Genomic DNA, 22057 nt, shown 5'->3' with positions numbered 1-22057 from the left:
TTTAAAACAACAACCCTTGCCCGCCTTCATCTATTTTTGAGTCGTTTTCATCATCAGATTCATCGTCAGATTTATTTTCATTCTGGTGATTTTCATCTTCTGAATCAATATCTTCCTCATCTACAACGTCAATCTCCTCGGGCTCTACGGGTGCTGGTGGTTCATAAAGAAGTGGCTCCATCGTATTTATTTCTAGGACCTTTTCTTTGGTTAGCTGGTTGCCCATTGCGGTAATTCCTTTTACGGCGATGAATTCCTCTAAATTGAGCTCCATATTTTCTTCGCGCTCCTGTCCTCTTTTTTTGGCAAAAACTATTTCGGCCATTGGACGGTAATCCGTGAATATTTTTTCCAAATAGGAATTTGGATGGTCAGTAATAATAGTCTCCTCTCGGTCGGGATGTTCTATGAAGAAGCGTTTCACATAAAATAATTCCTTTTCGCCTTCCCAATAAATGGCGCTCAAGGGTTTTTTTGGATCCCATTTCTCCAAAATAATCATATCGTCATCAAAACGAAGTTGAATGTCTGGAACCACCGTTTTTACCGTGCCTTTCTGATTAACGATAAGCAGTCGATCTTCTTTTCTGAATTCGCCCAAAAGTTCACCGCGCTCGTCCACATTTAAACGTTGCACGGAATCATCAAACCATATTTTTCTTGGTTTTAATGTTGAAAGACCTTTTTCTTTTAATTCAATTTTTTTGATGGAATACTTTGTAACAATATTTCCTTTTGAATTTCTTCCTTTTACTAATTGATCGGCAAAATCGAGATCAAATTTTAATTTTTTTATACTTCCGGTTTGGCGAAGAAAAACACTTACAACCTCAGCTTCACCATTGGGGTTAGCCGTAAAATAAAGCACCTTGGAGCCTTTCGTTTCATTTGTCATGTCATACTCCTTATCCCTCGTTGTGCCAGTAACCGCAAAGCGTTTCACGTAATTTGCACCACGCGCCCCGTCACGATAAACCATATTATAAATGGTGCGCTTGTCCTTTTTCTTGAAAACCGCGACATGGATAATTCCTTTGCCTACAAATGTTTTTTGATCCACCTTAGTGACCATCATTTTTCCGTCTTCAGTGAAAACGATAATATCGTCAATATCACTGCAATCTGCCACGTATTCATCACGCTTCAGGCTTGTACCCACAAATCCTTCTTCACGGTTTACGTAGAGTTTTGTATTTCGAATTACAACCTTGGTCGCTTCAATATCATCAAAAGTTCTGATTTCGGTTTTACGTTCCTTTCCGGTACCGTAATCCTTTTTTAGTCTTTTGAAATAGTCAATCGCATATTCAATCAAATTTGCTAAGTGATGCTTTATTTGAGCAATGCTATCTTCCAAAGCATCAATCTTTTGCTGCGCTTTATCTATGTCAAATTTTGAAATACGTTTGATTCGAATTTCTGTTAAACGCACAATATCTTCTTCGGTAACGGCACGCTTCAAATGCTGAATATGCGGCTGCAAACCTTTGTCGATTGCAGCAATAACTCCTTCCCACGTTTCCTCTTCTTCAATGTCACGATAAATTCTGTTTTCTATGAAAATGCGTTCCAAAGAAGCAAAATGCCATTGTTCTTCCAGTTCATCTAGTTGAATCTGCAATTCACTTTTAAGCAATTCAACTGTTCGATCCGTACTTACGCGGAGCATTTCAGAAACGCCCACAAACAAAGGTCTGTTATCCTCAATCACACAGCCCAAGGGCGAAATTGAAGTTTCGCAAGCCGTGAAAGCGTAAAGTGCATCAATGGTTTTATCTGGAGAAATTCCGCTGGGCAAATGAATTTGGATTTCTACCTCAGCAGCGGTATTATCCTCAATTTTCTTAATTTTTATTTTTCCTTTGTCATTCGCTTTCAGAATGGTATCAATCAACGAAGAAGTATTTGTTCCAAAGGGAATTTCGGTAATTATAAGCGTGGTTTTATCGAGCTGGTTGATTCGTGCACGGCTTCTTATTTTTCCTCCTCGCAAACCATCGTTATAGTTGGCAACATCCATAATTCCACCCGTTGGGAAATCTGGATAAATAGTGAACTTCTTGCCTTGCAAATGCTTGATGGAAGCATCAATCAATTCAATAAAATTATGTGGAAGTATTTTAGTTGAAAGTCCAACCGCAATTCCTTCCCCACCTTGATTTAAAAGTAACGGAAACTTAACTGGAAGATTTATAGGTTCTTTTCTACGTCCATCATAGGAAGCTTGCCACTTGGTTATTTTTGGGTTGTAAACTACATCCAACGCAAATTTTGAAAGTCGTGCCTCAATATATCGTGAAGCCGCGGCGCCATCGCCGGTTAAAATATTTCCCCAGTTTCCTTGGGTGTCTATGAGTAAATCCTTTTGGCCTATTTGCACCATTGCATCTGCAATACTTGCATCTCCGTGTGGGTGATATTGCATGGTATGCCCAACGATGTTCGCAACTTTGTTATAACGCCCATCGTCCAAATCTTTCATGGACTGCATAATACGGCGCTGCACAGGTTTAAAACCATCCTCAATTGCGGGCACGGCGCGTTCCAGAATTACGTAGCTGGCGTAATCCAAAAACCAGTCGCGGTACATTCCGGTTACCTTTTTTATGGATTCGCCGGAGGTATCGTCGTTTACGCCCAAATAGTCCGGGCCTGTGTTTTCTTTTTCTTCGTTATTTTCGAGTTCGTCACTCATTTAGTATTCTCTATTCTTTATTTTAATTTTTTATTCTTTGCGGCTTTGTGACTTTGCGAGCTAATTTTTCACGCAAAGCTGCAGAGACGCAAAATTATATTGCCAACTGCGACTGTAAACTGAAAATTTTTCATTCCTCCACCCTATCAAGTTCCACCTTCAAATTATCAATAATAAACTCTTGCCTATCCGGTGTGTTTTTTCCCATATAAAAAGAAAGCAATTCCTCAATACTCATTGATTTATCAAGCATCACGGGATCCAAACGAATGTCATTCCCAATAAAATGCACAAATTCATCCGGCGAAATTTCCCCCAAACCTTTAAATCGGGTGATTTCTGGCTTTGGTTTTAGTTTTTCTATGGCGTTTACTCTTTCTTCTTCGGAATAGCAATAAATGGTTTCTTTTTTATTTCGAACACGGAATAGCGGCGTTTGCAGAATGTACAAATGTCCTTCCTTTATCAATTCAGGAAAAAATTGGAGAAAAAAAGTAATCAGCAACAAACGAATGTGCATTCCATCAACATCAGCATCCGTGGCGATTACGATGTTGTTGTAACGCAAATCTTCCATCGAATCCTCAATATTCAGCGCGGCTTGCAATAGATTGAATTCCTCGTTTTCGTAAACGATTTTCTTCGTCATTCCATACGTATTCAACGGCTTTCCACGCAGTGAAAAAACGGCTTGTGTATTTACGTCTCGACTTTTAGTGATGCTTCCACTCGCGGAATCTCCCTCGGTAATAAACAAAGTGGATTCAAGATTTCGTTCGTTTTTAATATCGGCCAAATGCACCCGGCAATCGCGTAATTTTTTATTGTGAAGATTTGCTTTTTTAGCACGGTCTTTTGCAAGTTTTCGAATACCGCTTAATTCTTTACGCTCACGCTCTGCTTGAACAATTTTACGCTGTATAGCATCCGCAGCCTCTGGATTTTTATGTAGATAATTATCCAACTGCGTTTTTAAGAAATCATTTATAAACGTTCGCACTGTTGGCAAATCCCCGCCCATATCTGTAGAACCTAGTTTTGTTTTTGTTTGGCTTTCAAAAACGGGTTCCATCACTTTTATACTGATTGCAGAAACGATTGACTTTCGCACATCGCTTGCATCGTAATTTTTATTGTAAAATTCTCTAACAGTTTTCACTAATGCTTCGCGAAAAGCGGCTAAATGCGTTCCACCCTGCGTGGTGTTTTGACCGTTTACAAAACTGTGATATTCTTCGCTATATTGGGTTTTACTGTGTGTTATGGCAACTTCAATATCTTCGCCGCGAAGATGAATTATCGGGTATGCCATATCTTCATCACTGATGGTTTCCATCAAAAGATCTTTCAGACCATTTTCTGAATAAAACTTTTCGCCGTTGAAGTCTATCGTCAATCCCGGATTGAGATAGACGTAGTTTTTCAGCATTTTTTGCACATATTCCGTGCGATACTTGAAGTTTTTGAAAATACTATCATCTGGAACAAAAACTACTTTGGTTCCTTTTCGCTTAGTGCTTTCTTCTATTGCGGAGTCATTCGTGAGTTCGCCTTGCGAAAATTCGGCAACTTTCAATTGGTTTTCGCGAATGGATTCCACTTTAAAAAATGAGGAAAGCGCATTCACTGCTTTGGTACCCACACCATTCAAACCAACAGATTTCTTAAACGCGCGGCTGTCATATTTACCACCCGTGTTCATTTTTGAAACAACGTCTATCACTTTTCCCAATGGAATACCACGGCCAAAATCGCGAACTTTTACTTCTTTGTCCTTTATGCGAACCTCGATGGTTTTTCCGGCGCCCATTACAAATTCGTCAATACAGTTGTCAATAACCTCTTTTAGAAGGATATAGATACCATCGTCGGGCGAAGAACCGTCACCAAGTTTCCCAATATACATGCCTGGACGCATACGGATGTGTTCTTTCCAGTCGAGCGAGCGTATATTGTCTTCGGTGTATTGTGTTTCGGCCATGATAATTTATGTAGGGTTGCTAATATAAATATACGCTAGCACTTGTGAAACCAATACTTCGGAAAGTAATTAACAATAAATTAGTTGTTATTGTTAGTAATTCCTTCTTGATAAGAATTATTAAACTTTTGCTAAGATTGAGCATTGTCATAGACTTGTTGAAAATCATTTCATAATTTCATACCACAAACAAAAAAACCGTAATGGAATTTATAGATTACTACAAAGCTCTAGGACTGGATAAAAGTGCCACTGCTGCCGATATAAAGAAAGCATACAGGAAGCTTGCCAGAAAACTTCACCCAGATTTAAACCCGAATGACAAAACAGCGCAACAAAAATTTCAACAAATAAATGAAGCGAATGAGGTTTTGAGCGATCCTGAAAAGCGAAAAAAATATGACCAATACGGAAAAGATTGGCAGCACGCTGATGCATTTGAGAAAGCGAAACAGCAACAATCCTCGCAAGGTTTTGGTGGCCAGCGAACTTATTCCGGAAGCGGTCAAGGTTTTGATGAAAGCGAGTTTTCAGATTTTTTTGAATCAATGTTTGGCGGCAGTGGCGGATTTAGTCGCAGTGGCGGAAATAGACGACAGACTTCACAATTTAAAGGCCAGGATTTAGCTGCTACACTTCGACTGAATTTAACCGATATCTTGGAAAGCCAAAAGCAAACTATCAGTATTGGGGAGAAAAAAATCAGGCTTACCATTCCCGCAGGTGTTGAGGACGGGCAGACCATAAAAATAAAAGGCTATGGTGGTGAAGGAATGAATGGTGGCCCAAAAGGTGATTTGCTAATCACCTTTGAAATCTTCAACAATACACGTTTTAAAAGACTGGAAAGCGATATCTATTCTACTGAAGAAATTTCGCTATACACAGCGCTTTTGGGTGGGGAAATAACTGTTGAAACGCTAACGGGAAAAGTGAAACTAAACGTAAAACCAGAAACCCAAAACGACACTAAAGTTAAACTGAAAGGCAAAGGTTTGCCAAAATACAAAAAGGAAAATCAGGTCGGAGATCTTTACATTACCTATAAAATTATGCTACCAAAAAACCTTTCAGAAAAAGAAAAAGAACTTTTTACAGAACTTTCAAAACTTAGATAATGGCAAGGGAAAAATATATATCAGTAATTCATTTTTGCAATCAGACACATATTGAGGTTTCATTTGTAGAAAACCTTCATGAATATGGTTTGGTGACTTTTGAAGAAAAAGAAAACGACGTGTTTATTGACGAAAAGGATATCTCAGAAATTGAACGTATGTTTCGTCTTCATAAAGATCTTTCAATAAACTTTGAAGGGTTAGATGTAATAAATCAAATGTTAAATCGAATCCAAAAAATGGAAAATGAAATTAATCTGTTTAAAAAGAGACTAAAGTTATACGAATAGACGTTTATAAAACATATTTAGTCTACACTATTAACTTTTCATTTATTACATGATTAAAACAATTTTATTGTTATTTCTTTTTTTTCCTGCGATTATTTCTTCACAACAAATAGCTTTTATTCAAAAAGACGATTCAGCCTTACTTTTTAAGCGAGCAATTGATACGAGTAATACTACATCCCAAAGTTCTGGGTACGATTTCAACACAAAAAGTACATTTAATAATTTAAATACCAATCCTGTTTACGAATGGAAATGGACTCGCGATGGCATCTGGACCGGAACTGGTATTGGTGTTAGTATAGCTGGTTTAATATTATCAAGGAGTAAAAAAGGTATATTGTTGGAAGATCAAGATAGATTTTTAAATAATGAAAAACTTCAAATAGAGATTGACAAAATTCCAGCTATAAATAGATGGGCCGCCGGTAAAAATTCTGAAGATGCCCGTTTAATAAGTGATGCTATACTTTATACCTCTTTAACCGCCCCTATTGTATTGCTTTTTAATGATAACATTAATGAACAAGCAGGGGAATACATTGCTATTTATATACAAAGTTTGGCAACCACTTGTGCACTCTACTCATTAACAGCTAGGTTTGTGGATAAAAGTCGTCCTTTTGTTTATGATAACAGTGGTAAAACATCTGAATACAAACGTTTTAAAAACAACGGACAGCGTTCCTTTTATTCGGGTCACGTAGCAGCAACGGCAACAGCTACTTTTTTTGCAGCTAAAGCATATTGTGATTTTAATCCAAATATGACAGGGAAGGGATTTGTCTGGGCAGGAGCTGCTGCAATTCCTGCTGCAATGGGGTTTTTAAGAATAGAATCCGGGCAGCATTTCTTGACTGATGTATTAGTAGGATATACGCTAGGAGCAGCCACGGGGATTTTAGTGCCAGAATTGCACAAGAAAAAGTATGAAAATATTGATATCTACCCAAGCGCTAGCACAAGCTTTAATGGAGACAGACACGCGGGAGTGTCATTTAGATATACTTTTTAATATATTATTAAATAAAATGAAGGATGTTTAAACATTAAACCTGAAGTGCATAACATCGCCATCTTTAACGATATACTCCTTTCCTTCTACCCCCATTTTTCCAGCTTCTTTTACTTTTGCCTCACTGCCGTAGGTTACGTAATCATCATATTTTATTACCTCGGCACGAATAAAACCTTTTTCAAAATCTGTATGGATTACTCCGGCAGCTTGTGGTGCAGTAGCGCCAACGGGAATGGTCCACGCACGGACTTCTTTTACTCCAGCGGTAAAATAGGTTTGAAGATTTAAAAGTTTATATGCGCTTCTAATAAGTTTTGCGGAACCGGCTTCGTCAAGGCCTAAATCTTCCAAAAACATTTGGCGTTCTTCAAAAGTTTCAAGTTCGGTAATATCTGCTTCTGTACCTACTGCTAAAACCAAAACTTCGGCGTTTTCGCCTGCAACGGCTTCTTTTACTTTTTCAACATAGGCATTTCCAGTTGCTGCTGAGTCTTCATCAACATTACAAACGTACATTACAGGTTTGTCTGTAATGAATTGTGCATTTACAATAAATTCCTCACGTTCGCTTTCGGTTAAATCAATAGCGCGAACAGAAATTCCAGCTTCCAAACCCGCTTTTACTTTAAGCAGAGCAGCTTCCTCTTTTTGGGCATCTTTATTTCCGGTACGGGCGGCACGTTTCACTTTTTCAAGTTTTTTATCCACCGTTTCCAAATCCTTCAGTTGAAGTTCAATATCAATCGTTTCCTTATCGCGGATTGGGTTTACATTCCCATCAACGTGAACAATGTTATCATTGTCAAAACAACGCAAAACGTGAAGAATTGCATCCGTTTCGCGAATGTTGCTCAAAAACTGGTTGCCCAAACCTTCGCCTTTACTGGCGCCCTTTACCAATCCAGCAATATCTACTATTTCAACAGTTGCAGGAAGAACGCGTTCTGGGTTTACCAATTCTTCCAATTTCAACAAACGTTTGTCTGGCACATTCACCACCCCAACGTTTGGTTCAATGGTACAAAAAGGGAAATTGGCACTTTGTGCTTTTGCGTTTGACAAACAATTAAATAGAGTGGATTTTCCTACGTTTGGCAATCCTACGATACCTGCTTTCATTAAATATTTTTTTAAGAACAAACCTTCGCTGAAAATTGCTTTGGTTTTTGAAGGTGCAAATATACACCTTCAAAGCAAACTTTTTACAATTGATTTGAAATGCTTTTTTGAAAAAAGATTGGGTTTTATTTCACTAAAGATTTACAAGAATTTAACTATAATAGCATTAAGTTTACAATTGAAACTATAAATAACCAATAATTATGAAGAAATTAATGATGAGTCTGGCTGTTGCCGTTTTTACTGTTGCGGGAATTCAAGCACAAGTAAATAAGTCAGTCAAAGAAGAATCTACTACTAAACGAGTGGTTACAAGAGTTGGCAGTGATGTTATAGTAAAGGAAACAAAAAACATCGATACTGAATCTGGGGCTCTAATTATAGAGGACAATGATAAAATTGATAGAAATTTTAGTGAAGTAACCTCAAAGGACAGCGATAAAAAAGTTTTGGTAGATGATGAATATATTGATCCTCAAAATGAGGCTTTAATTGCTGAAAGGAAAGCACAACAGCAAGCACAACTTGAAGCTTCCAAAAAAGAACAAGCAGCATTAGCGGCCAAAAGGAAAATGGAATATGAAGCAAAGCAAGCACAGATGCAGAAAGAACTTGCAGAAAGAAGAGCCAAATTGGAATCAAGGCCAAAAGGAATGTCTAAACTTAAAAAGGACTAAACACTTTTTTTGAATATTTAAAGAAAATCCATCGATGGTTAATCCTCGATGGATTTTTTTATTCTAAAAAATGGTATCGAGTGTTTTTTTATAGACTTCAGAATTATCCAAATTATGGTGCGTGCCTTCAGGAATTGTAATTAATCTAAGCTTTCCATTCGTTTGGATTTTTGAAAGTTTCACGCTGTTTTCATAGTTTACCACAAAATCATCCGTTCCATGAAATATTGTAATGGGACAAGAAACTTCTTTGAAATATTCATAAGTGGGAAAATGAAACTTCAAAAACCAATTTACGGGGTAGATGGGAAAACGTTGGCTTGCCACATTATCTAAACTATAGAATGGCGCTTCAAGAATTAATTGTCTTGGATGGTTCTGCGAAGCAACATAAGTGGCAAATGTAGTTCCCAAGGACCTTCCATAGACAACAATTTTATCTTCTGGATATCTTATCAGCAAATAATTATAAAATAGCTCCGCATCGCTATACAATGCTTTTTGGCTGAGTTTTCCCGTGCTTTTTCCGTAGGTTCTGTAATCCATAACCAAAACATCATATTGCCGTTCAATAAATTTTTGGACCACAATTCCCCAGCGAGACAGTTCACCAGCGTTTCCGTGGAAATAGAGCACTACGCCTTTTGGGTTTTCTACTTTAAAATGAAGTGCATTTAGCTTTGCGCCATCTTTAGTATTCAAAAAGATTTCCTCAAAATTATTTTGAAAGGAATAGCTATAATCCTGCGGAAGTGAATCTGGCATAAATATCATTTTTTCTTGCAAGAAATAAAGTCCAACAAAAATGATAACATACAAGGAAACGAGAACAATCAGAATTTTTTTTAGTCTTCGTTTCATTTTTTGGAAGAGTGTTTCACGCCGATGCTGGTTGTGGAAAGATCTATTTTCTTTTCCTTAGATTTGATGATTTCGGTCAAAATTTTATGATAAGATTCAAAATTATTCAAATTTTTATGGCCGCCATCTATAATAGGATGTAGTCGTGTGAGTTTTGGATTTACCTGTGAAAGTTTCACACTACTGCTGAAAGGGATCAACTTGTCTTTCGTACCGTGGATTATATGGATTGGACACTTTACGTATTTTAACCATTTGTAAGTTGGCATTGGGTATTTCAATATAATTGAAAGTGGCATAAACGGCATATAACGGCCAGTGACCTTGGTTAAACTATAATAAGGCGCATCAAGAATCAACATTTTCGGGCTATTCATAGAGGCTAGTTTTGTTGCAAAACCGGAACCCATGGAACGACCATAAATGATAATGTATTTTTCACTGACTTTTTCTCTGATTTTATTATAAATAAATTGCAAATCGTGCTTTATGGCTTTTTGCGAACGCTTGCCAGTGCTTTTGCCGAAACCCCGATAATCTACCATTATAACGTCATAGTTATTCCGTGTAAAATCCACAGCGAACTTCCCCCACCCTTTAATACTTTTTGAGTTTCCTTTTAAATAAAGCACCACGCCCAATGGTTTTTCTACACTAAAATGAAGTCCGTTGATAATGGCACCATCACGTGTTTCAATATTATACTCTGAAACAGTTTGGTTTTCGTAATAAAAATCAAAGTCCTTCGGAAGTTTTTCAGGCTTAAACAAAAAATAATCCTGAAGATAATATAGCAAGATACTTATAACAGCATAAGCCACAAAAACAATAAGCGCAATGTGCAACCAAAGAGGCATAAGTTTCATTTCCTATAAATGTACAAAATATGGTAATGTTATCATTATAATGAGAGTTATGCGCAATTAGCTGTTTATAAATTGTTAATACAATCGATTAATGGATGTATTAAAAGATTAACTTTAACAAATAACTAACACTTAAAACAACAAACCAATGAAAAAAATTACAATTCTATTATTTTTTATCTGCGGAATTGCATTTTCGCAAATAAACGTTTCCGGAACGGTAATCGATGATTCCGGACTTCCCCTTTCTTTTGTGAATGTAGTTGAAAAAGGAACTACAAACGGAACCACTACAACAATAGATGGTGACTTTACAATTGAGGTTAAAGATGATGCCACATTAATCTTTAGCTATGTTGGGTTCAATACCCAAGAAATTGAAGTGAATGGACAAACCAACATTCAAGTCACTCTTTCTAGTGGAGAATCTCTAGAAGATGTTATGCTTGTTGGATCGCGAAGTCCAAAAAGAACCGCCGTAAACTCTGCATCTCCCATTGATGTTATAGATGTTGAATCTACGACACTGCAAGTAGGAAAGGTAGAAATTAATGAACTTCTGCAATATGCAGCCCCTTCTTTTAACGCCAGCAAGCAATCTGGGTCAGATGGAGCGGATCATATTGATCCTGCATCCCTGCGCGGTTTAGGGCCAGACCAAACCCTAGTTTTAATAAATGGAAAAAGAAGGCACCAATCTTCACTAATAAATGTTTTTGGAACTCGAGGCCGTGGAAATACAGGGACAGACTTAAATGCTATTCCAGCATCTTCCATCAAACGAATAGAAATATTGCGCGACGGCGCTTCTGCACAATACGGTAGTGACGCTATTGCGGGCGTTATAAATATTGTTCTAAAAGACAATGTTGATGAATTGTCTGGTAGTGTCTCTTATGGAGCCTATAGCACAAATGCTGATGTTGACACAAGCGCATTTACTGAAGATGCATACGGTCTTTGGAATACTGACGGATACCGTCTTGATACTGAAAAGGACGGAAACGCCATTGGAAAAGACCAAAACTTTGATGGAGGCTCTGTAAAATTTGGTGCTAATTACGGATTCGCTATTGGTGAAAAAGGTGGGTTTGCAAATTTTACAACTGAATACATCAACAAAAATAAAACCTTACGCCCTACTTTCGATTTCAGAAAGGGTTTTGGCGAAGCTGCTATTGAAGGTTTCAATTTAATGGGAAATGTTGGAATTCCTGTAGGTGAAAAAACAGAAGTTTATGCATTTGGCGGCAGAAATTATAGAGATACCGATGCATATGCATTCACCCGAAACGGAGGAAACCGCGTTGTGGATTCAATTTTTCCAAACGGATATACACCTAGAATTACTTCAATAATTACAGATAATTCAGTAGTGGCAGGTGTAAAAACCGAAACTGCCAGCGGATGGAAAATTGATATAAGTAATGCGTATGGAATAAATAACTTTCATTATTACATAAAAGGAACATTAAATGCTTCTTTACTTAATAATTCTCCAACAGAGTTTGATGCTGGCGGGCACAGCCTTTCACAAAACACCGTTAACTTTGACTTTTCAAAATATTATGAAGATATTTTAAGCGGAATGAACTTAGCTTTTGGCGCTGAATACAGAACAGAGAATTTCAAAATATTTGCAGGCGAGGAAGGCTCCTATGCAACTTATGACGTAAATGGCGTTGCAGTAAACGCAAACACTCCCGAAGAAGATATTGTAATTTATAGAGATGAAAATGGAAACCCAATTCTTGATGATGATGGAAAAATTCAAATAAGACCTGGGGGTTCTCAAGGTTTCCCTGGGTATGGACCGGCAAATGAAGTTGACAGAAGTAGATCAAACGTCTCAATATATGCAGATGGAGAGTTTGATTTAAGCGAAGCATTTTTAATTAGTGCCGCTGGACGGTTTGAAAACTACAGCGACTTTGGCAGCACGATAAACGGAAAACTTGCAATGCGTTTTAAAGCTACTGAAAACCTAAATTTTAGAGGTTCTATAAGCACTGGCTTTAGAGCTCCATCATTAGCACAAATTTATTATAACCTGCGCTTTACCAACTTTATTGGCGGTGTGGCTAGCGATCAATTATTATCACCTAACAATAGCCCCGTAACGGCTTCTTTTGGTATAGGCCCATTAAAAGAAGAAAAATCTACAAATGCTGGTTTGGGTTTTACTGCAAACTTCTCAAAATTTACTGCAACGGCAGATCTTTATTACATAGATGTTAGGGATAGAATTGTACTAACGGGAAATTTTCCAGCACCACAAATTGAAAATGTGGACTCTGCCCAATTCTTCGCAAATGGAGTAGATACCGAAACAACAGGACTTGACTTGGTGTTGACGTATAAAGATAATTTTGATGATAATATTATTGGGGTTTCACTTTTGGCGAATTTCAACAATATGGTTATAAAAAATGTGAAAAATGGAGATTTGGACGAACAAACATTTTTTGGGGAAAGAGATAAAGCCTTTTTATTGGCCTCAGCACCAGAAAGTAAATTGGTTGGAAATCTTACCTATGAAAGAAACTGGTTAAGTGCAGGAGTAACAGTAACACGCTTTAGTGAAGTTGAGCTTTTGGATTTCCAAATGTTTGAAGATCCTTCAGATTATGGTGGTTTCCAAAATCAAATTATTGCAGCGACAGATACTTATACTGCTAAATTTGTAACAGATCTAAATCTTGGTTTCGCTGTTTCAAAAAATATAAAATTGAACATTGGCTCAAACAATCTTTTCAATATTTATCCTGACCAGCAAGATGATTGGACAGAAGGAGGCGGCTATTGGGATTCTGTTCAAATGGGTTTTAGTGGCTCATTTTATTATGCACGTATTAATTATAATTTCTAAAAAAATATTGTTTTAACTGCCTCATTAAAATTTTGATGGGGCAGTTCATTTTATAAATAAATTTAAAACAGAGTTTTTTTAAGTTTAAGAAATGATTATCAGCGTTTTGTGCTTTTTTAACATTTATGGTTTATAGCTTTGTAACAAACAATAAAAAAAACAACCATTATGAAAAAAATTTTGATAGTTTTCGCATTAGCAGGATTTACCTCTGTTTTTGCACAGGAAAATAAAAGTGAACAAACTGAAACTGTTACTACAAAAGTAAAAGTTAAAGACAATACAGGTATTCACACAGATGTTAAAGAGGTTACCAGAACAGAGACCCAACCCATTAAACTAGACCCAAAAGATGCTGGTAAAATGGATCAGGATTATGATTTAGGGCCTACAAAAGTCCAAACAGATGTTAGTTATAATTCTAGCGATCATAACTATATGTTTGAGAATGAAAAAAACGGATATAAAGTTTATGACACAAAAGCAGGAGATAAAAAGGATTTTGCGATCTTGCGTCCCACTTCCGTTAAAGGATATTATATAATGTCACAAGAAGGCGATAACGCTTTTGGTTATTTTAATGAAAATGGAAGTTTTGTAGTAGAAAGGTATAATCCTTCTACAGATGCTGTTGAAAAAACAATTTACAAACTGGAGATGCAAAGTAAAACGTCCATCAAGCAGAATAAAATGTAAATTTATTTACTATCCCCACAATTGAAAACGTCCCTCAGACATATTGCCTGAGGGACGTTTTTTCTATCTGAAATTTATACTATTACTCTTTGTGCATAAATGCTTGCTTTGCCAATAATTCTTCCTCCGTTTCCACGTGGTCATCATCTGGCACGCAGCAGTCCACAGGACATACTGCAGCACATTGCGGCTCGTCGTGAAAACCTTTACATTCGGTACATTTATCTGCTACAATAAAATATATTTCATCACTAACAGGTTCTTGAGGTTCGTTGGCATTTACTTTTTTTCCATTTGGAAGCACAACTTCTCCGTCTAGGTCTGTTCCATCGGCATAACGCCAATCATCCGCACCCTCATAGATTGCTGTATTTGGACATTCAGGCTCACAAGCTCCACAGTTTATACATTCATCCGTTATAATAATTGCCATAGCTTCTACTTTTTCTAACTTTGCGCAAATTTAAACCCTATTCGGGTAACTCCAAAATAAGTATGCAATTAAAACAAAGAATTAACGCTTTTGTCCATTTAGGTGAATTCCTTAGGAAAATCGATACTTCTGCTTCGCTCAGTAGCCAAGAAGAAATAAATGTTGAAAATGTATTTAGAAAAGCCGAAGCAGAAAACGGATGGTTTACTCAGGAAAATATTAAATTTTCGCTAAAAAGTTGGGCAGATGCGCTTTCCGAAGAAAATTTGCAGCAGTGGATTTCAAACTATAAAATTGAAAATACAACTGCCAATGCCCAGGCAGAGGAAAGAAAAACTATTGCAGTTATTATGGCTGGAAATATTCCGCTCGTAGGTTTTCACGACTTTATTTCGGTATTGATTACTGGCAACAAGGTTTTGGCAAAGTTATCTTCAAATGATAAAACCCTTCTTCCCTTTCTAGCTGAATATTTAATTTCTATTGAACCGGAATTCAAAAATTATATTGAATTTACCGAAGGAAAGCTTAAAGATTTTGATGCAGTAATCGCCACTGGCAGTAACAATACTGCGCGCTATTTTGATTATTACTTCGGAAAGTATCCAAATATAATCCGTAAAAACCGAAACTCGATTGCTGTATTAACGGGAGATGAAACTGAAGAAGATTTAAAAAACCTTGCCGACGATGTTTTTAGATATTTTGGTCTCGGTTGCCGCAATATTTCAAAAATATATGTGCCTGAGGGTTATGATTTTGAGCCTTTTTTTAAGGGAATGTTCAATTGGAAAGAAATAATACATAACCACAAATACATAAACAATTACGATTATAATAAAGCGGTCTATTTAATGGATAGTTTCCCATTATTGGATAACGAATTTATGCTATTGAAAGAAGACGCCGGTTTCTCCTCTCCTATTTCGGTGGTTTTCTATGAAAAGTACAGTTCTTTGGAAACCTTAAAAAAAGAATTGAACTCGCAATCTGAAAACATTCAATGCGTGGTTTCAAAAACAGGCATTCCGAATGAATTTTCTTTCGGAAAAGCACAAAACCCAAAATTATGGGATTATGCAGACGGTGTGGATACGGTTGATTTTTTGTTGAAACTTCATTGATAAAATAATCATAATTCATACATATTTAGTAGCATAATTCACATCTTTGCACTATAAATTTTCATAAGATGAAAAAACATAATTTTAGTGCAGGACCCTGCATTTTGCCGCAATCTGTATTGCAAAAATCTGCTGAAGCAGTTTTAAATTTTAACAACTCAGGCCTTTCCTTGATAGAAATTTCCCACCGTAGCAAAGATTTTGTCGAGGTGATGGACAATGCCCGTAATCTTGCTTTAGAGCATTTGGGGCTTCAAAATAAAGGTTACCAAGCCTTATATCTTCAAGGTGGCGCAAGTCTGCAATTTTTAATGGTAGCCTACAATCTACTGGAAAAGAAAGCTGCCTACTTAAACACGGGAACTTGGAGTAACAATGCCATAAAAGAAGCCAAATTACTGGGCGAAGTTGTGGAAGTGGCGACTTCAAAAAGTGAAAATTTCAACTTTGTTCCTAAAAATTATAACATTCCAGCAGATGTAGATTATTTTCACTGCACCAGTAACAATACCATTTTTGGGACGCAGATGCATAGTTTTCCTGAAACCGAAGTCCCAATGATCTGCGACATGAGCAGTGATATTTTTTCGCGTCAGCTTGACTTTTCAAAATTCAGTTTGATTTATGCCGGAGCACAGAAAAATATGGGGCCAGCGGGAACAACTTTGGTTGTAGTGAAAGAGGATATGCTAGGTAAAGTTTCACGCGCCATTCCTTCAATGCTCAACTATAAAGTTCATATTGACAAAGAAAGCATGTTCAACACTCCTGCGGTATTTCCAGTGTATGTTTCAATGCTAACATTGGAATGGTTAAAGGATTTGGGCGGTATTTCAGCAATCGAAAAAGTGAACAATCAAAAAGCTGAACTTCTTTATAACGAAATAGATCAAAACCCTTTATTTGAAGGTTTCGTGTCTAAAAAAGAAGACCGTTCAAAAATGAACGCCACTTTTAATTTAATAAATGACGAACTGAAAGCAACCTTTGACGACCACCTAAAACAAGCAGGAATAAATGGTTTGAACGGTCATAGAAGCGTTGGCGGTTACCGAGCCTCAATGTACAACGCCTTGCCTTTGGAAAGCGTTAAGGTTCTTGTGGATGTGATGAAAGCACTAGAAAAGGGAGCATAACCCTTATCATAACTATGATGAAGAGTAAAATAATTTTAAAAAAAATAGTCAATAAATTATATGAAAGTATTAGCAAATGATGGAATTTCACAAAGTGGAATAGATGCACTGAAAGATGCAAATTTTGAAGTGTTGACAGTACAAGTGGCGCAGGAACAACTTCAAAACTACATCAACGAACATAAAATTGAAGTGCTTTTAGTGAGAAGTGCTACAAAAGTTCGGAAAGATATTATTGACAATTGCCCTTCACTCAAAATCATTGGACGTGGTGGTGTAGGTATGGATAATATTGATGTTGACTATGCAATTGAAAATGGAATTAATATAATAAATACTCCAGCAGCATCATCAGAATCTGTAGCAGAGCTTGTTTTTGCGCATTTGTTTGGTGGTGTAAGATTTCTTCACGATTCCAACCGGAATATGCCTTTGGATGGCGACACCAAATTCAAGGAATTGAAAAAAAGTTATGGAGCAGGCCGTGAACTACGTGGAAAAACATTAGGTATTATTGGTTTCGGGAGAATAGGTCGCCAAGTTGCAAAAATTGCTTTAGGTTGCGGCATGAAAGTAATCGCCAGCGATCAACAAGTGGGAGAAGCAGATATTACACTTGATTTTTACGATGGGCAAAAAATTACTTTAAAAATAAAAACAGCACCAACAGATAAACTAATCAAGCAGAGTGATTTTATAAGTCTTCATGTGCCTTCACAATCTGGCTATTTGATTGGCAAGGATGAAATTTCAAAAATGAAAGACGGTGTGGGTATTATTAACGCTGCCCGTGGAGGAATACTTGATGAAAGCGCACTTTTGGAAGGTATTGAAGATGGAAAAATTTCATTCGCAGCTCTCGATGTCTTTGAAAATGAACCTACTCCGTCAATAAAAGTGCTTATGCATGATAAAATTTCGCTTACACCTCACATCGGAGCCGCAACAGAAGAAGCACAAGACAGAATTGGAACAGAATTGGCAAACCAGATTATTTCAATTTTGGGTAAGTAGTATTGTTTTTTACTCTTTTTTCTCAATTATTGTTGATTTTGATTAACTTACATACTTAATTTTAATTTAAAGTAAATGTCAGGAATTTTAGATTTATTGAACAGCGACCTCGGGAAACATATTATTAGTGGCATCAGTCAAGAAACCAATCAACCCGTTGACAAAACAGCTTCAGTTGTAACAATGGCAATGCCCATCCTTTTGGGCGCTATGAAGCGTAATGCAAGTAATGAAAGCGGTGCAGCCAATTTAATGAACGCTTTAAACAACAAGCATGACGGCAGTATTCTGGATAATTTAAGTGGCCTTTTTGGTGGTGGAGTTAATGAAGATGTAAAACAAGATGGTCTTGGCATTTTAGGACACGTTTTGGGAGGCTCACAAAACAATGCCGTACAAGCTCTTTCTCAAAAATCAGGTTTGGACACAAATTCTGTTATGCAGATTTTACAAGTAGCAGCGCCAATTTTGTTGGGTTACCTGGGAAAACAAAAGCAACAGAAAAATGTAAACTCAGAATCCGGAATTGGCGATTTACTAGGTGGCCTTATGGGTGGTGGCAACAAACAACCAAAACAACAATCTATGATTGAATCATTACTTGACGGTAATAATGACGGAAGCGTTATTGATGATATTGCAGGGATGGTTCTTGGGGGCAGCAACCAAAAGAAAGGTGGACTCGGCGGTCTTTTGGGAGGTTTTTTTGGAAAATAAAATTATTATTTGTTAAAAAAAATGCTGTCCATTTTTATTAAGGGGCGGCATTTTTTTTTAAATGAAAGTTAAATGCCTTCCGCTTTCTTCTACTTTGCTTAACTTTGTAAAAATGAAATATATGAAAAACCTTCTACTCATAGCTGCTTTTTGTGTTGCATTATACAGTTGCGGAACTGGCAATGAAACAATGAAAAATACTTCTGGAAATTCTAATACCGAAAAAGATACCATACGCATTGCTAATGATAGTCTGGAATATGAAATAATGATAATTGAACCAGGTTTTGAATCCTGGCTTGCTACCCAACCTCCTCGAGGCTTTTATGGCCAGTCGCTGTTGGAATCTAAAAACTATTCGTTCGTTTCTGAATATAACAACCGCGTACTTCAGCCCGCCAAATATTCCCATAATTTATATGCTGAGCAAATAAACTATGACCCAGCTCTAGACTATGGCTACGAAGTAAACTATCTGCTCTATAATTACTTTATATATTTTCAGGATAAATACAATCAAAAATTCATAGGCGGAAGAAATTGAAAAAGCTTAAAAAACGTTGGGGAATAAAAACCAACGGACAACTTTTTATTATATTTCTTGTTTTTGCCATCACAGGAAGTTCCGCAGCAAAGCTAGCGTCACCAGTCACGGATCTTTTTGAAATAAAGAAAGAAATGGGCTGGTACATTTATTGGCCATTCAGAATCTTGATTATATTTCCCATATATCAAGTACTTCTGGTTTTTTTCGGATGGGTGTTTGGAGAATTTACTTTTTTTTGGAATTTTGTAAAGAAAATGCTGCGCGGGATGGGTCTCGGGCATTTATTTAATAAATGACATTTTTTAAAAAGAAAATATTACAGATTATTACGGTTGCGTTATTCTCATTCGCACTGTTGCTTCCCACAGCCGTAAAATTTGCGCATACACTTGAAGGTCATGAACATTTGGCCTGTACAGATTTTTCTGTCCATCTTCACAAAAAACAATTGGATTGCTCCATTTGTGATTTTCACTATTCAATCTTTGATTTTAAACCGCAGGAAATTCCTGATTTTGTAGTATTTCACAGTTTTCAGCACATAGATACTGTTTACTTAATTCCTGGGTTCAATCTAAACCCAAAACATTACTTTCTCAGAGGACCTCCTCTATTTTCTTGATTTTTAGCATTTTATTTTAATCTACAATTAATTTTAAATCAAGAAAGCATGAAAAATATTCTATGCTTGCTTGCGGTGCTCTTTTTATATACTGCAGCGAGCTCTCAAAATTCCTTAACGGGAACCATAACTTCAAAAACAAATAACGAACCGCTCATAGCAACAGTTTACATTCCACAACTGGAAAAAGGCACAGTTGCGGATTTTGATGGGAATTATGAATTAAAAAATATCCCTGATGGAAAATACAACGTTGTTATTTCATCTTTGGGATACGCCACTATTTCAAAAAAAATAAATTTTTCGAATAATGAAATAGTTCCCGAAAACTTTCAAATGGAAGAAAGCGCTGTTGAGATGGAAGAAGTAATCGTTTCCACTCCATTTCACAAACTACAAAGCGATAATGTTATGAAGGTAGATCGTATTTCCACAGATGATTTAAATTCTTCCGGTGCAGTAACCCTTGCTGATGGCATAAAAAACATTGCAGGAGTTGACCTTATTACCACTGGAACCGGTATTGGCAAACCTGTTATTCGCGGATTGAGCTCCAACCGTGTTTTAACTTACACGCAAGGCGTTCGACTTGAAAACCAGCAATTTGGTGATGAGCACGGACTTGGAGTTAACGAGGCCGGTATTGAAAGTATAGAAGTTATAAAAGGCCCAGCTTCCCTTCTATACGGAAGTGATGCTTTGGGCGGAGTGCTGTACTTAAACCCAGAAAGGTTTGCACTTTCCGGTGAAACACACGGCGATTTAAGCAGCACATATTTTTCAAATACTTTGGGAACTTCAACAAATTTGGGTGTAAAAACTTCTGGTGAAAAGTTGAAATTTTTGACTCGAGGCTCCTATTCAACTTTTAGTGATTATAAAGCTGGAACTGCCTATCGTGTGACCAATACGCGTTTTAATGAAAAAGATTTAAAGGCGGGCGTACAATATGCAGGTGCAAAATTTAAGTCAACATTGCGTTACAATTACAATCGTTCCAATATTGGTATTGCCGAAGAAATAGGCGAACAAACTCATTCAAAGGACCTTCAACTTCCTTTTCAGGAGATTGACAACCATATTTTAAGCTTTGATAATACCCTGTTTTTTAATAATTCAAGTTTGGATGTAAAAGCAGGCTATTTGTTTAACGATCGTCGTGAATTTGAAGATGATCCTGCTTTGGCAGCACTTCGGTTAAAATTAAACACGTTTAATTATGACGTAAAATACAATCTGCCAGAATTGGGAAAGTTTGAAACCATAGTTGGTTTGCAGGGGATGTTTCAGAATAACAAAAACGAAGGTGAAGAAATCCTTATTCCTAACGCAAACACAACAGACATAGGTGTTTTGGCAACTTCACACTATCATTTGGAGAAAGTGGATTTACAAGCTGGAATCCGTTTTGATTCACGAAAAATTGAAAGTGAAGCAGCACGGAACCCTTTGGATGTGGATTTTATTCCAGCATTAAACAAAACTTTTACAAGCTTTACCGCAGCTTTGGGTGCAAAACTGGACTTGGTTGAAAATCTTTCCGCACGAATAAATTTTGCGAGCGGTTTTCGGGCACCTAATTTGGCGGAATTAACTTCTAACGGAGTTCACGAAGGTACAAATAGATATGAAAGAGGAAACGCAAATCTAACAAACGAGCAGAATTTTCAAACGGATATATCACTGGAATACAGAAACGAACACGTAGAGTTTTTCGCAAACGGTTTTTACAATGTTGTGAACAATTACATATTTATTTCGCCCACTAATGAAACAATTGATGATACACAAGTCTATGATTATCTTCAAAACGATGCTACGCTATATGGTGGTGAATTTGGTTTTCACTTGCATCCACACCCTTTGGATTGGCTTCATCTTGAAAGCAGTTTTGAAACCGTTACCGGGAAGTTGAATAATGACGTTTATTTGCCGTTGATTCCTGCCAACTCAATCCGAAATACATTCAGAGTGGAATTGCACGATGGTAAAATTCGAAAATTCAGTTCTGCATTTGTAACCCTAGATAACACTTTTGATCAGAAAAATATAAGTGATTTTGAAACAAGAACTGGTGGTTATTCACTTTTAAGCACAGGTATTGAAAGTAGCTTTCAACTTCAAAAAATAGTGCTGAAATTAGGTATAAATGGAACAAATCTAACCGATAAGGAATATACTTCACATCTTTCACGGTTTAAACCGGATGGTATTTTCAATATTGGGCGGAGTATAAATGTGAATTTAAAATTAGAGATCTAAAAAAAAAGCCCC

At 36.8% G+C, this 22057-nt stretch carries 20 protein-coding genes; 14 read left to right on the top strand and 6 right to left on the bottom strand.

Annotated elements, in window-relative coordinates; genetic code table 11:
* Position 1: 1 nt before the first annotated feature.
* Positions 2 to 2695, bottom strand: coding sequence for a DNA gyrase/topoisomerase IV subunit A (locus Q2U82_RS12035; protein ID WP_410005114.1), 2694 nt, complete (start codon positions 2693 to 2695; stop codon positions 2 to 4).
* 130 nt (positions 2696 to 2825) lie between these two features.
* Entirely contained in the window at positions 2826 to 4676 is a 1851-nt protein-coding gene (locus Q2U82_RS12030) for a DNA topoisomerase IV subunit B (RefSeq protein WP_410005113.1), read from the bottom strand.
* Positions 4677 to 4879: 203 nt separating this feature from the next.
* Between Q2U82_RS12030 and Q2U82_RS12025 the strand changes: the two genes are divergently transcribed.
* Genes Q2U82_RS12025 through Q2U82_RS12015 form a run of 3 tightly spaced genes read left to right on the top strand, consistent with a single transcriptional unit; the run spans position 4880 to position 7099 of the window.
* On the top strand, positions 4880 to 5794 hold the full coding sequence (locus Q2U82_RS12025) for a DnaJ C-terminal domain-containing protein (protein WP_410005112.1): 915 nt from the start codon (positions 4880 to 4882) through the stop codon (positions 5792 to 5794).
* Complete coding sequence (locus tag Q2U82_RS12020; RefSeq protein ID WP_410005111.1) at positions 5794 to 6084, top strand: chaperone modulator CbpM; 291 nt, start codon at positions 5794 to 5796, stop codon at positions 6082 to 6084. The genes Q2U82_RS12025 and Q2U82_RS12020 overlap by 1 nt, the downstream gene beginning before the upstream one ends.
* A 49-nt stretch (positions 6085 to 6133) precedes the next feature.
* Positions 6134 to 7099 (top strand): phosphatase PAP2 family protein, encoded by a 966-nt coding sequence (locus tag Q2U82_RS12015; protein WP_410005110.1) that lies wholly within the window; start codon positions 6134 to 6136, stop codon positions 7097 to 7099.
* Between the two features lie 27 nt (positions 7100 to 7126).
* Here the strand turns inward: Q2U82_RS12015 and ychF are convergent, their stop codons facing one another.
* Positions 7127 to 8221, bottom strand: a complete 1095-nt coding sequence (gene ychF / locus Q2U82_RS12010; protein WP_410005109.1) for a redox-regulated ATPase YchF — start codon at positions 8219 to 8221, stop codon at positions 7127 to 7129.
* A gap of 203 nt (positions 8222 to 8424) precedes the next feature.
* On the opposite strand from ychF, the gene Q2U82_RS12005 reads away from it, so the two are divergent.
* Positions 8425 to 8898 carry a hypothetical protein gene (locus Q2U82_RS12005; RefSeq protein WP_410005108.1) on the top strand — a complete coding sequence of 158 codons (474 nt, stop codon included), beginning with the start codon at positions 8425 to 8427 and terminating at the stop codon, positions 8896 to 8898.
* Positions 8899 to 8961: 63 nt separating this feature from the next.
* On the opposite strand, the gene Q2U82_RS12000 is transcribed toward Q2U82_RS12005, so the two are convergent.
* On the bottom strand, positions 8962 to 9759 hold the full coding sequence (locus tag Q2U82_RS12000; protein ID WP_410005107.1) for an alpha/beta hydrolase: 798 nt from the start codon (positions 9757 to 9759) through the stop codon (positions 8962 to 8964).
* Positions 9756 to 10625 (bottom strand): alpha/beta hydrolase, encoded by an 870-nt coding sequence (locus Q2U82_RS11995; protein ID WP_410005106.1) that lies wholly within the window; start codon positions 10623 to 10625, stop codon positions 9756 to 9758. Before Q2U82_RS11995 ends, Q2U82_RS12000 begins: the two co-directional genes overlap by 4 nt.
* Positions 10626 to 10773: 148 nt before the next feature.
* Here Q2U82_RS11995 and Q2U82_RS11990 point away from each other — a divergent pair, with 148 nt between their 5' ends.
* Together Q2U82_RS11990 and Q2U82_RS11985 are read left to right on the top strand one after the other, a co-directional pair.
* Positions 10774 to 13494 (top strand): TonB-dependent receptor domain-containing protein, encoded by a 2721-nt coding sequence (locus tag Q2U82_RS11990; protein WP_410005105.1) that lies wholly within the window; start codon positions 10774 to 10776, stop codon positions 13492 to 13494.
* A gap of 168 nt (positions 13495 to 13662) precedes the next feature.
* The gene (locus tag Q2U82_RS11985; RefSeq protein ID WP_410005104.1) at positions 13663 to 14190 is read left to right on the top strand and encodes a hypothetical protein; all 528 of its coding nucleotides are present in this window, start codon (positions 13663 to 13665) and stop codon (positions 14188 to 14190) included.
* A gap of 82 nt (positions 14191 to 14272) precedes the next feature.
* Here the strand turns inward: Q2U82_RS11985 and Q2U82_RS11980 are convergent, their stop codons facing one another.
* Positions 14273 to 14623 (bottom strand): 4Fe-4S binding protein, encoded by a 351-nt coding sequence (locus Q2U82_RS11980; protein ID WP_410005103.1) that lies wholly within the window; start codon positions 14621 to 14623, stop codon positions 14273 to 14275.
* 62 nt (positions 14624 to 14685) lie between these two features.
* Between Q2U82_RS11980 and Q2U82_RS11975 the strand changes: the two genes are divergently transcribed.
* The 8 genes from Q2U82_RS11975 (at position 14686) to Q2U82_RS11940 (ending at position 22045) form a co-directional block, all read left to right on the top strand.
* Positions 14686 to 15747, top strand: coding sequence for an acyl-CoA reductase (locus Q2U82_RS11975; protein WP_410005102.1), 1062 nt, complete (start codon positions 14686 to 14688; stop codon positions 15745 to 15747).
* A gap of 68 nt (positions 15748 to 15815) precedes the next feature.
* The gene (serC, locus tag Q2U82_RS11970; protein ID WP_410005101.1) at positions 15816 to 16883 is read left to right on the top strand and encodes a 3-phosphoserine/phosphohydroxythreonine transaminase; all 1068 of its coding nucleotides are present in this window, start codon (positions 15816 to 15818) and stop codon (positions 16881 to 16883) included.
* 60 nt (positions 16884 to 16943) lie between these two features.
* Positions 16944 to 17897: a D-2-hydroxyacid dehydrogenase gene (locus tag Q2U82_RS11965; RefSeq protein WP_410005100.1), complete on the top strand. Its 954-nt coding sequence runs from the start codon at positions 16944 to 16946 to the stop codon at positions 17895 to 17897.
* A gap of 75 nt (positions 17898 to 17972) precedes the next feature.
* Positions 17973 to 18614 carry a DUF937 domain-containing protein gene (locus Q2U82_RS11960; RefSeq protein ID WP_410005099.1) on the top strand — a complete coding sequence of 214 codons (642 nt, stop codon included), beginning with the start codon at positions 17973 to 17975 and terminating at the stop codon, positions 18612 to 18614.
* Between the two features lie 121 nt (positions 18615 to 18735).
* Positions 18736 to 19158 carry a DUF6146 family protein gene (locus tag Q2U82_RS11955; protein WP_410005098.1) on the top strand — a complete coding sequence of 141 codons (423 nt, stop codon included), beginning with the start codon at positions 18736 to 18738 and terminating at the stop codon, positions 19156 to 19158.
* Positions 19155 to 19457 carry a DUF6787 family protein gene (locus Q2U82_RS11950; RefSeq protein ID WP_410005097.1) on the top strand — a complete coding sequence of 101 codons (303 nt, stop codon included), beginning with the start codon at positions 19155 to 19157 and terminating at the stop codon, positions 19455 to 19457. Before Q2U82_RS11955 ends, Q2U82_RS11950 begins: the two co-directional genes overlap by 4 nt.
* Positions 19454 to 19783: a hypothetical protein gene (locus tag Q2U82_RS11945; protein WP_410005096.1), complete on the top strand. Its 330-nt coding sequence runs from the start codon at positions 19454 to 19456 to the stop codon at positions 19781 to 19783. Before Q2U82_RS11950 ends, Q2U82_RS11945 begins: the two co-directional genes overlap by 4 nt.
* A 48-nt stretch (positions 19784 to 19831) precedes the next feature.
* Positions 19832 to 22045, top strand: a complete 2214-nt coding sequence (locus Q2U82_RS11940) for a TonB-dependent receptor (protein ID WP_410005095.1) — start codon at positions 19832 to 19834, stop codon at positions 22043 to 22045.
* Positions 22046 to 22057: the final 12 nt, after the last annotated feature.

It is taken from the genome of Aequorivita nionensis, from assembly GCF_046352995.1.
In the GTDB taxonomy this organism is placed as follows: domain Bacteria; phylum Bacteroidota; class Bacteroidia; order Flavobacteriales; family Flavobacteriaceae; genus Aequorivita; species Aequorivita nionensis.
Note: the sequence above shows the minus strand (reverse complement) of the source record. Positions and strands in the feature narration are given on the sequence as shown.

Bases quoted from the DNA above. Each gene is read 5' to 3' on its own strand.
- Q2U82_RS12035 (WP_410005114.1), bottom strand. From the start codon at position 2,695: ATGAGTGACGAACTCGAAAATAACGAAGAAAAAGAAAACACAGGCCCG.
- Q2U82_RS12030 (WP_410005113.1), bottom strand. From the start codon at position 4,676: ATGGCCGAAACACAATACACCGAAGACAATATACGCTCGCTCGACTGG.
- Q2U82_RS12025 (WP_410005112.1), top strand. From the start codon at position 4,880: ATGGAATTTATAGATTACTACAAAGCTCTAGGACTGGATAAAAGTGCC.
- Q2U82_RS12020 (WP_410005111.1), top strand. From the start codon at position 5,794: ATGGCAAGGGAAAAATATATATCAGTAATTCATTTTTGCAATCAGACA.
- Q2U82_RS12015 (WP_410005110.1), top strand. From the start codon at position 6,134: ATGATTAAAACAATTTTATTGTTATTTCTTTTTTTTCCTGCGATTATT.
- ychF (WP_410005109.1), bottom strand. From the start codon at position 8,221: ATGAAAGCAGGTATCGTAGGATTGCCAAACGTAGGAAAATCCACTCTA.
- Q2U82_RS12005 (WP_410005108.1), top strand. From the start codon at position 8,425: ATGAAGAAATTAATGATGAGTCTGGCTGTTGCCGTTTTTACTGTTGCG.
- Q2U82_RS12000 (WP_410005107.1), bottom strand. From the start codon at position 9,759: ATGAAACGAAGACTAAAAAAAATTCTGATTGTTCTCGTTTCCTTGTAT.
- Q2U82_RS11995 (WP_410005106.1), bottom strand. From the start codon at position 10,625: ATGAAACTTATGCCTCTTTGGTTGCACATTGCGCTTATTGTTTTTGTG.
- Q2U82_RS11990 (WP_410005105.1), top strand. From the start codon at position 10,774: ATGAAAAAAATTACAATTCTATTATTTTTTATCTGCGGAATTGCATTT.
- Q2U82_RS11985 (WP_410005104.1), top strand. From the start codon at position 13,663: ATGAAAAAAATTTTGATAGTTTTCGCATTAGCAGGATTTACCTCTGTT.
- Q2U82_RS11980 (WP_410005103.1), bottom strand. From the start codon at position 14,623: ATGGCAATTATTATAACGGATGAATGTATAAACTGTGGAGCTTGTGAG.
- Q2U82_RS11975 (WP_410005102.1), top strand. From the start codon at position 14,686: ATGCAATTAAAACAAAGAATTAACGCTTTTGTCCATTTAGGTGAATTC.
- serC (WP_410005101.1), top strand. From the start codon at position 15,816: ATGAAAAAACATAATTTTAGTGCAGGACCCTGCATTTTGCCGCAATCT.
- Q2U82_RS11965 (WP_410005100.1), top strand. From the start codon at position 16,944: ATGAAAGTATTAGCAAATGATGGAATTTCACAAAGTGGAATAGATGCA.
- Q2U82_RS11960 (WP_410005099.1), top strand. From the start codon at position 17,973: ATGTCAGGAATTTTAGATTTATTGAACAGCGACCTCGGGAAACATATT.
- Q2U82_RS11955 (WP_410005098.1), top strand. From the start codon at position 18,736: ATGAAAAACCTTCTACTCATAGCTGCTTTTTGTGTTGCATTATACAGT.
- Q2U82_RS11945 (WP_410005096.1), top strand. From the start codon at position 19,454: ATGACATTTTTTAAAAAGAAAATATTACAGATTATTACGGTTGCGTTA.
- Q2U82_RS11940 (WP_410005095.1), top strand. From the start codon at position 19,832: ATGAAAAATATTCTATGCTTGCTTGCGGTGCTCTTTTTATATACTGCA.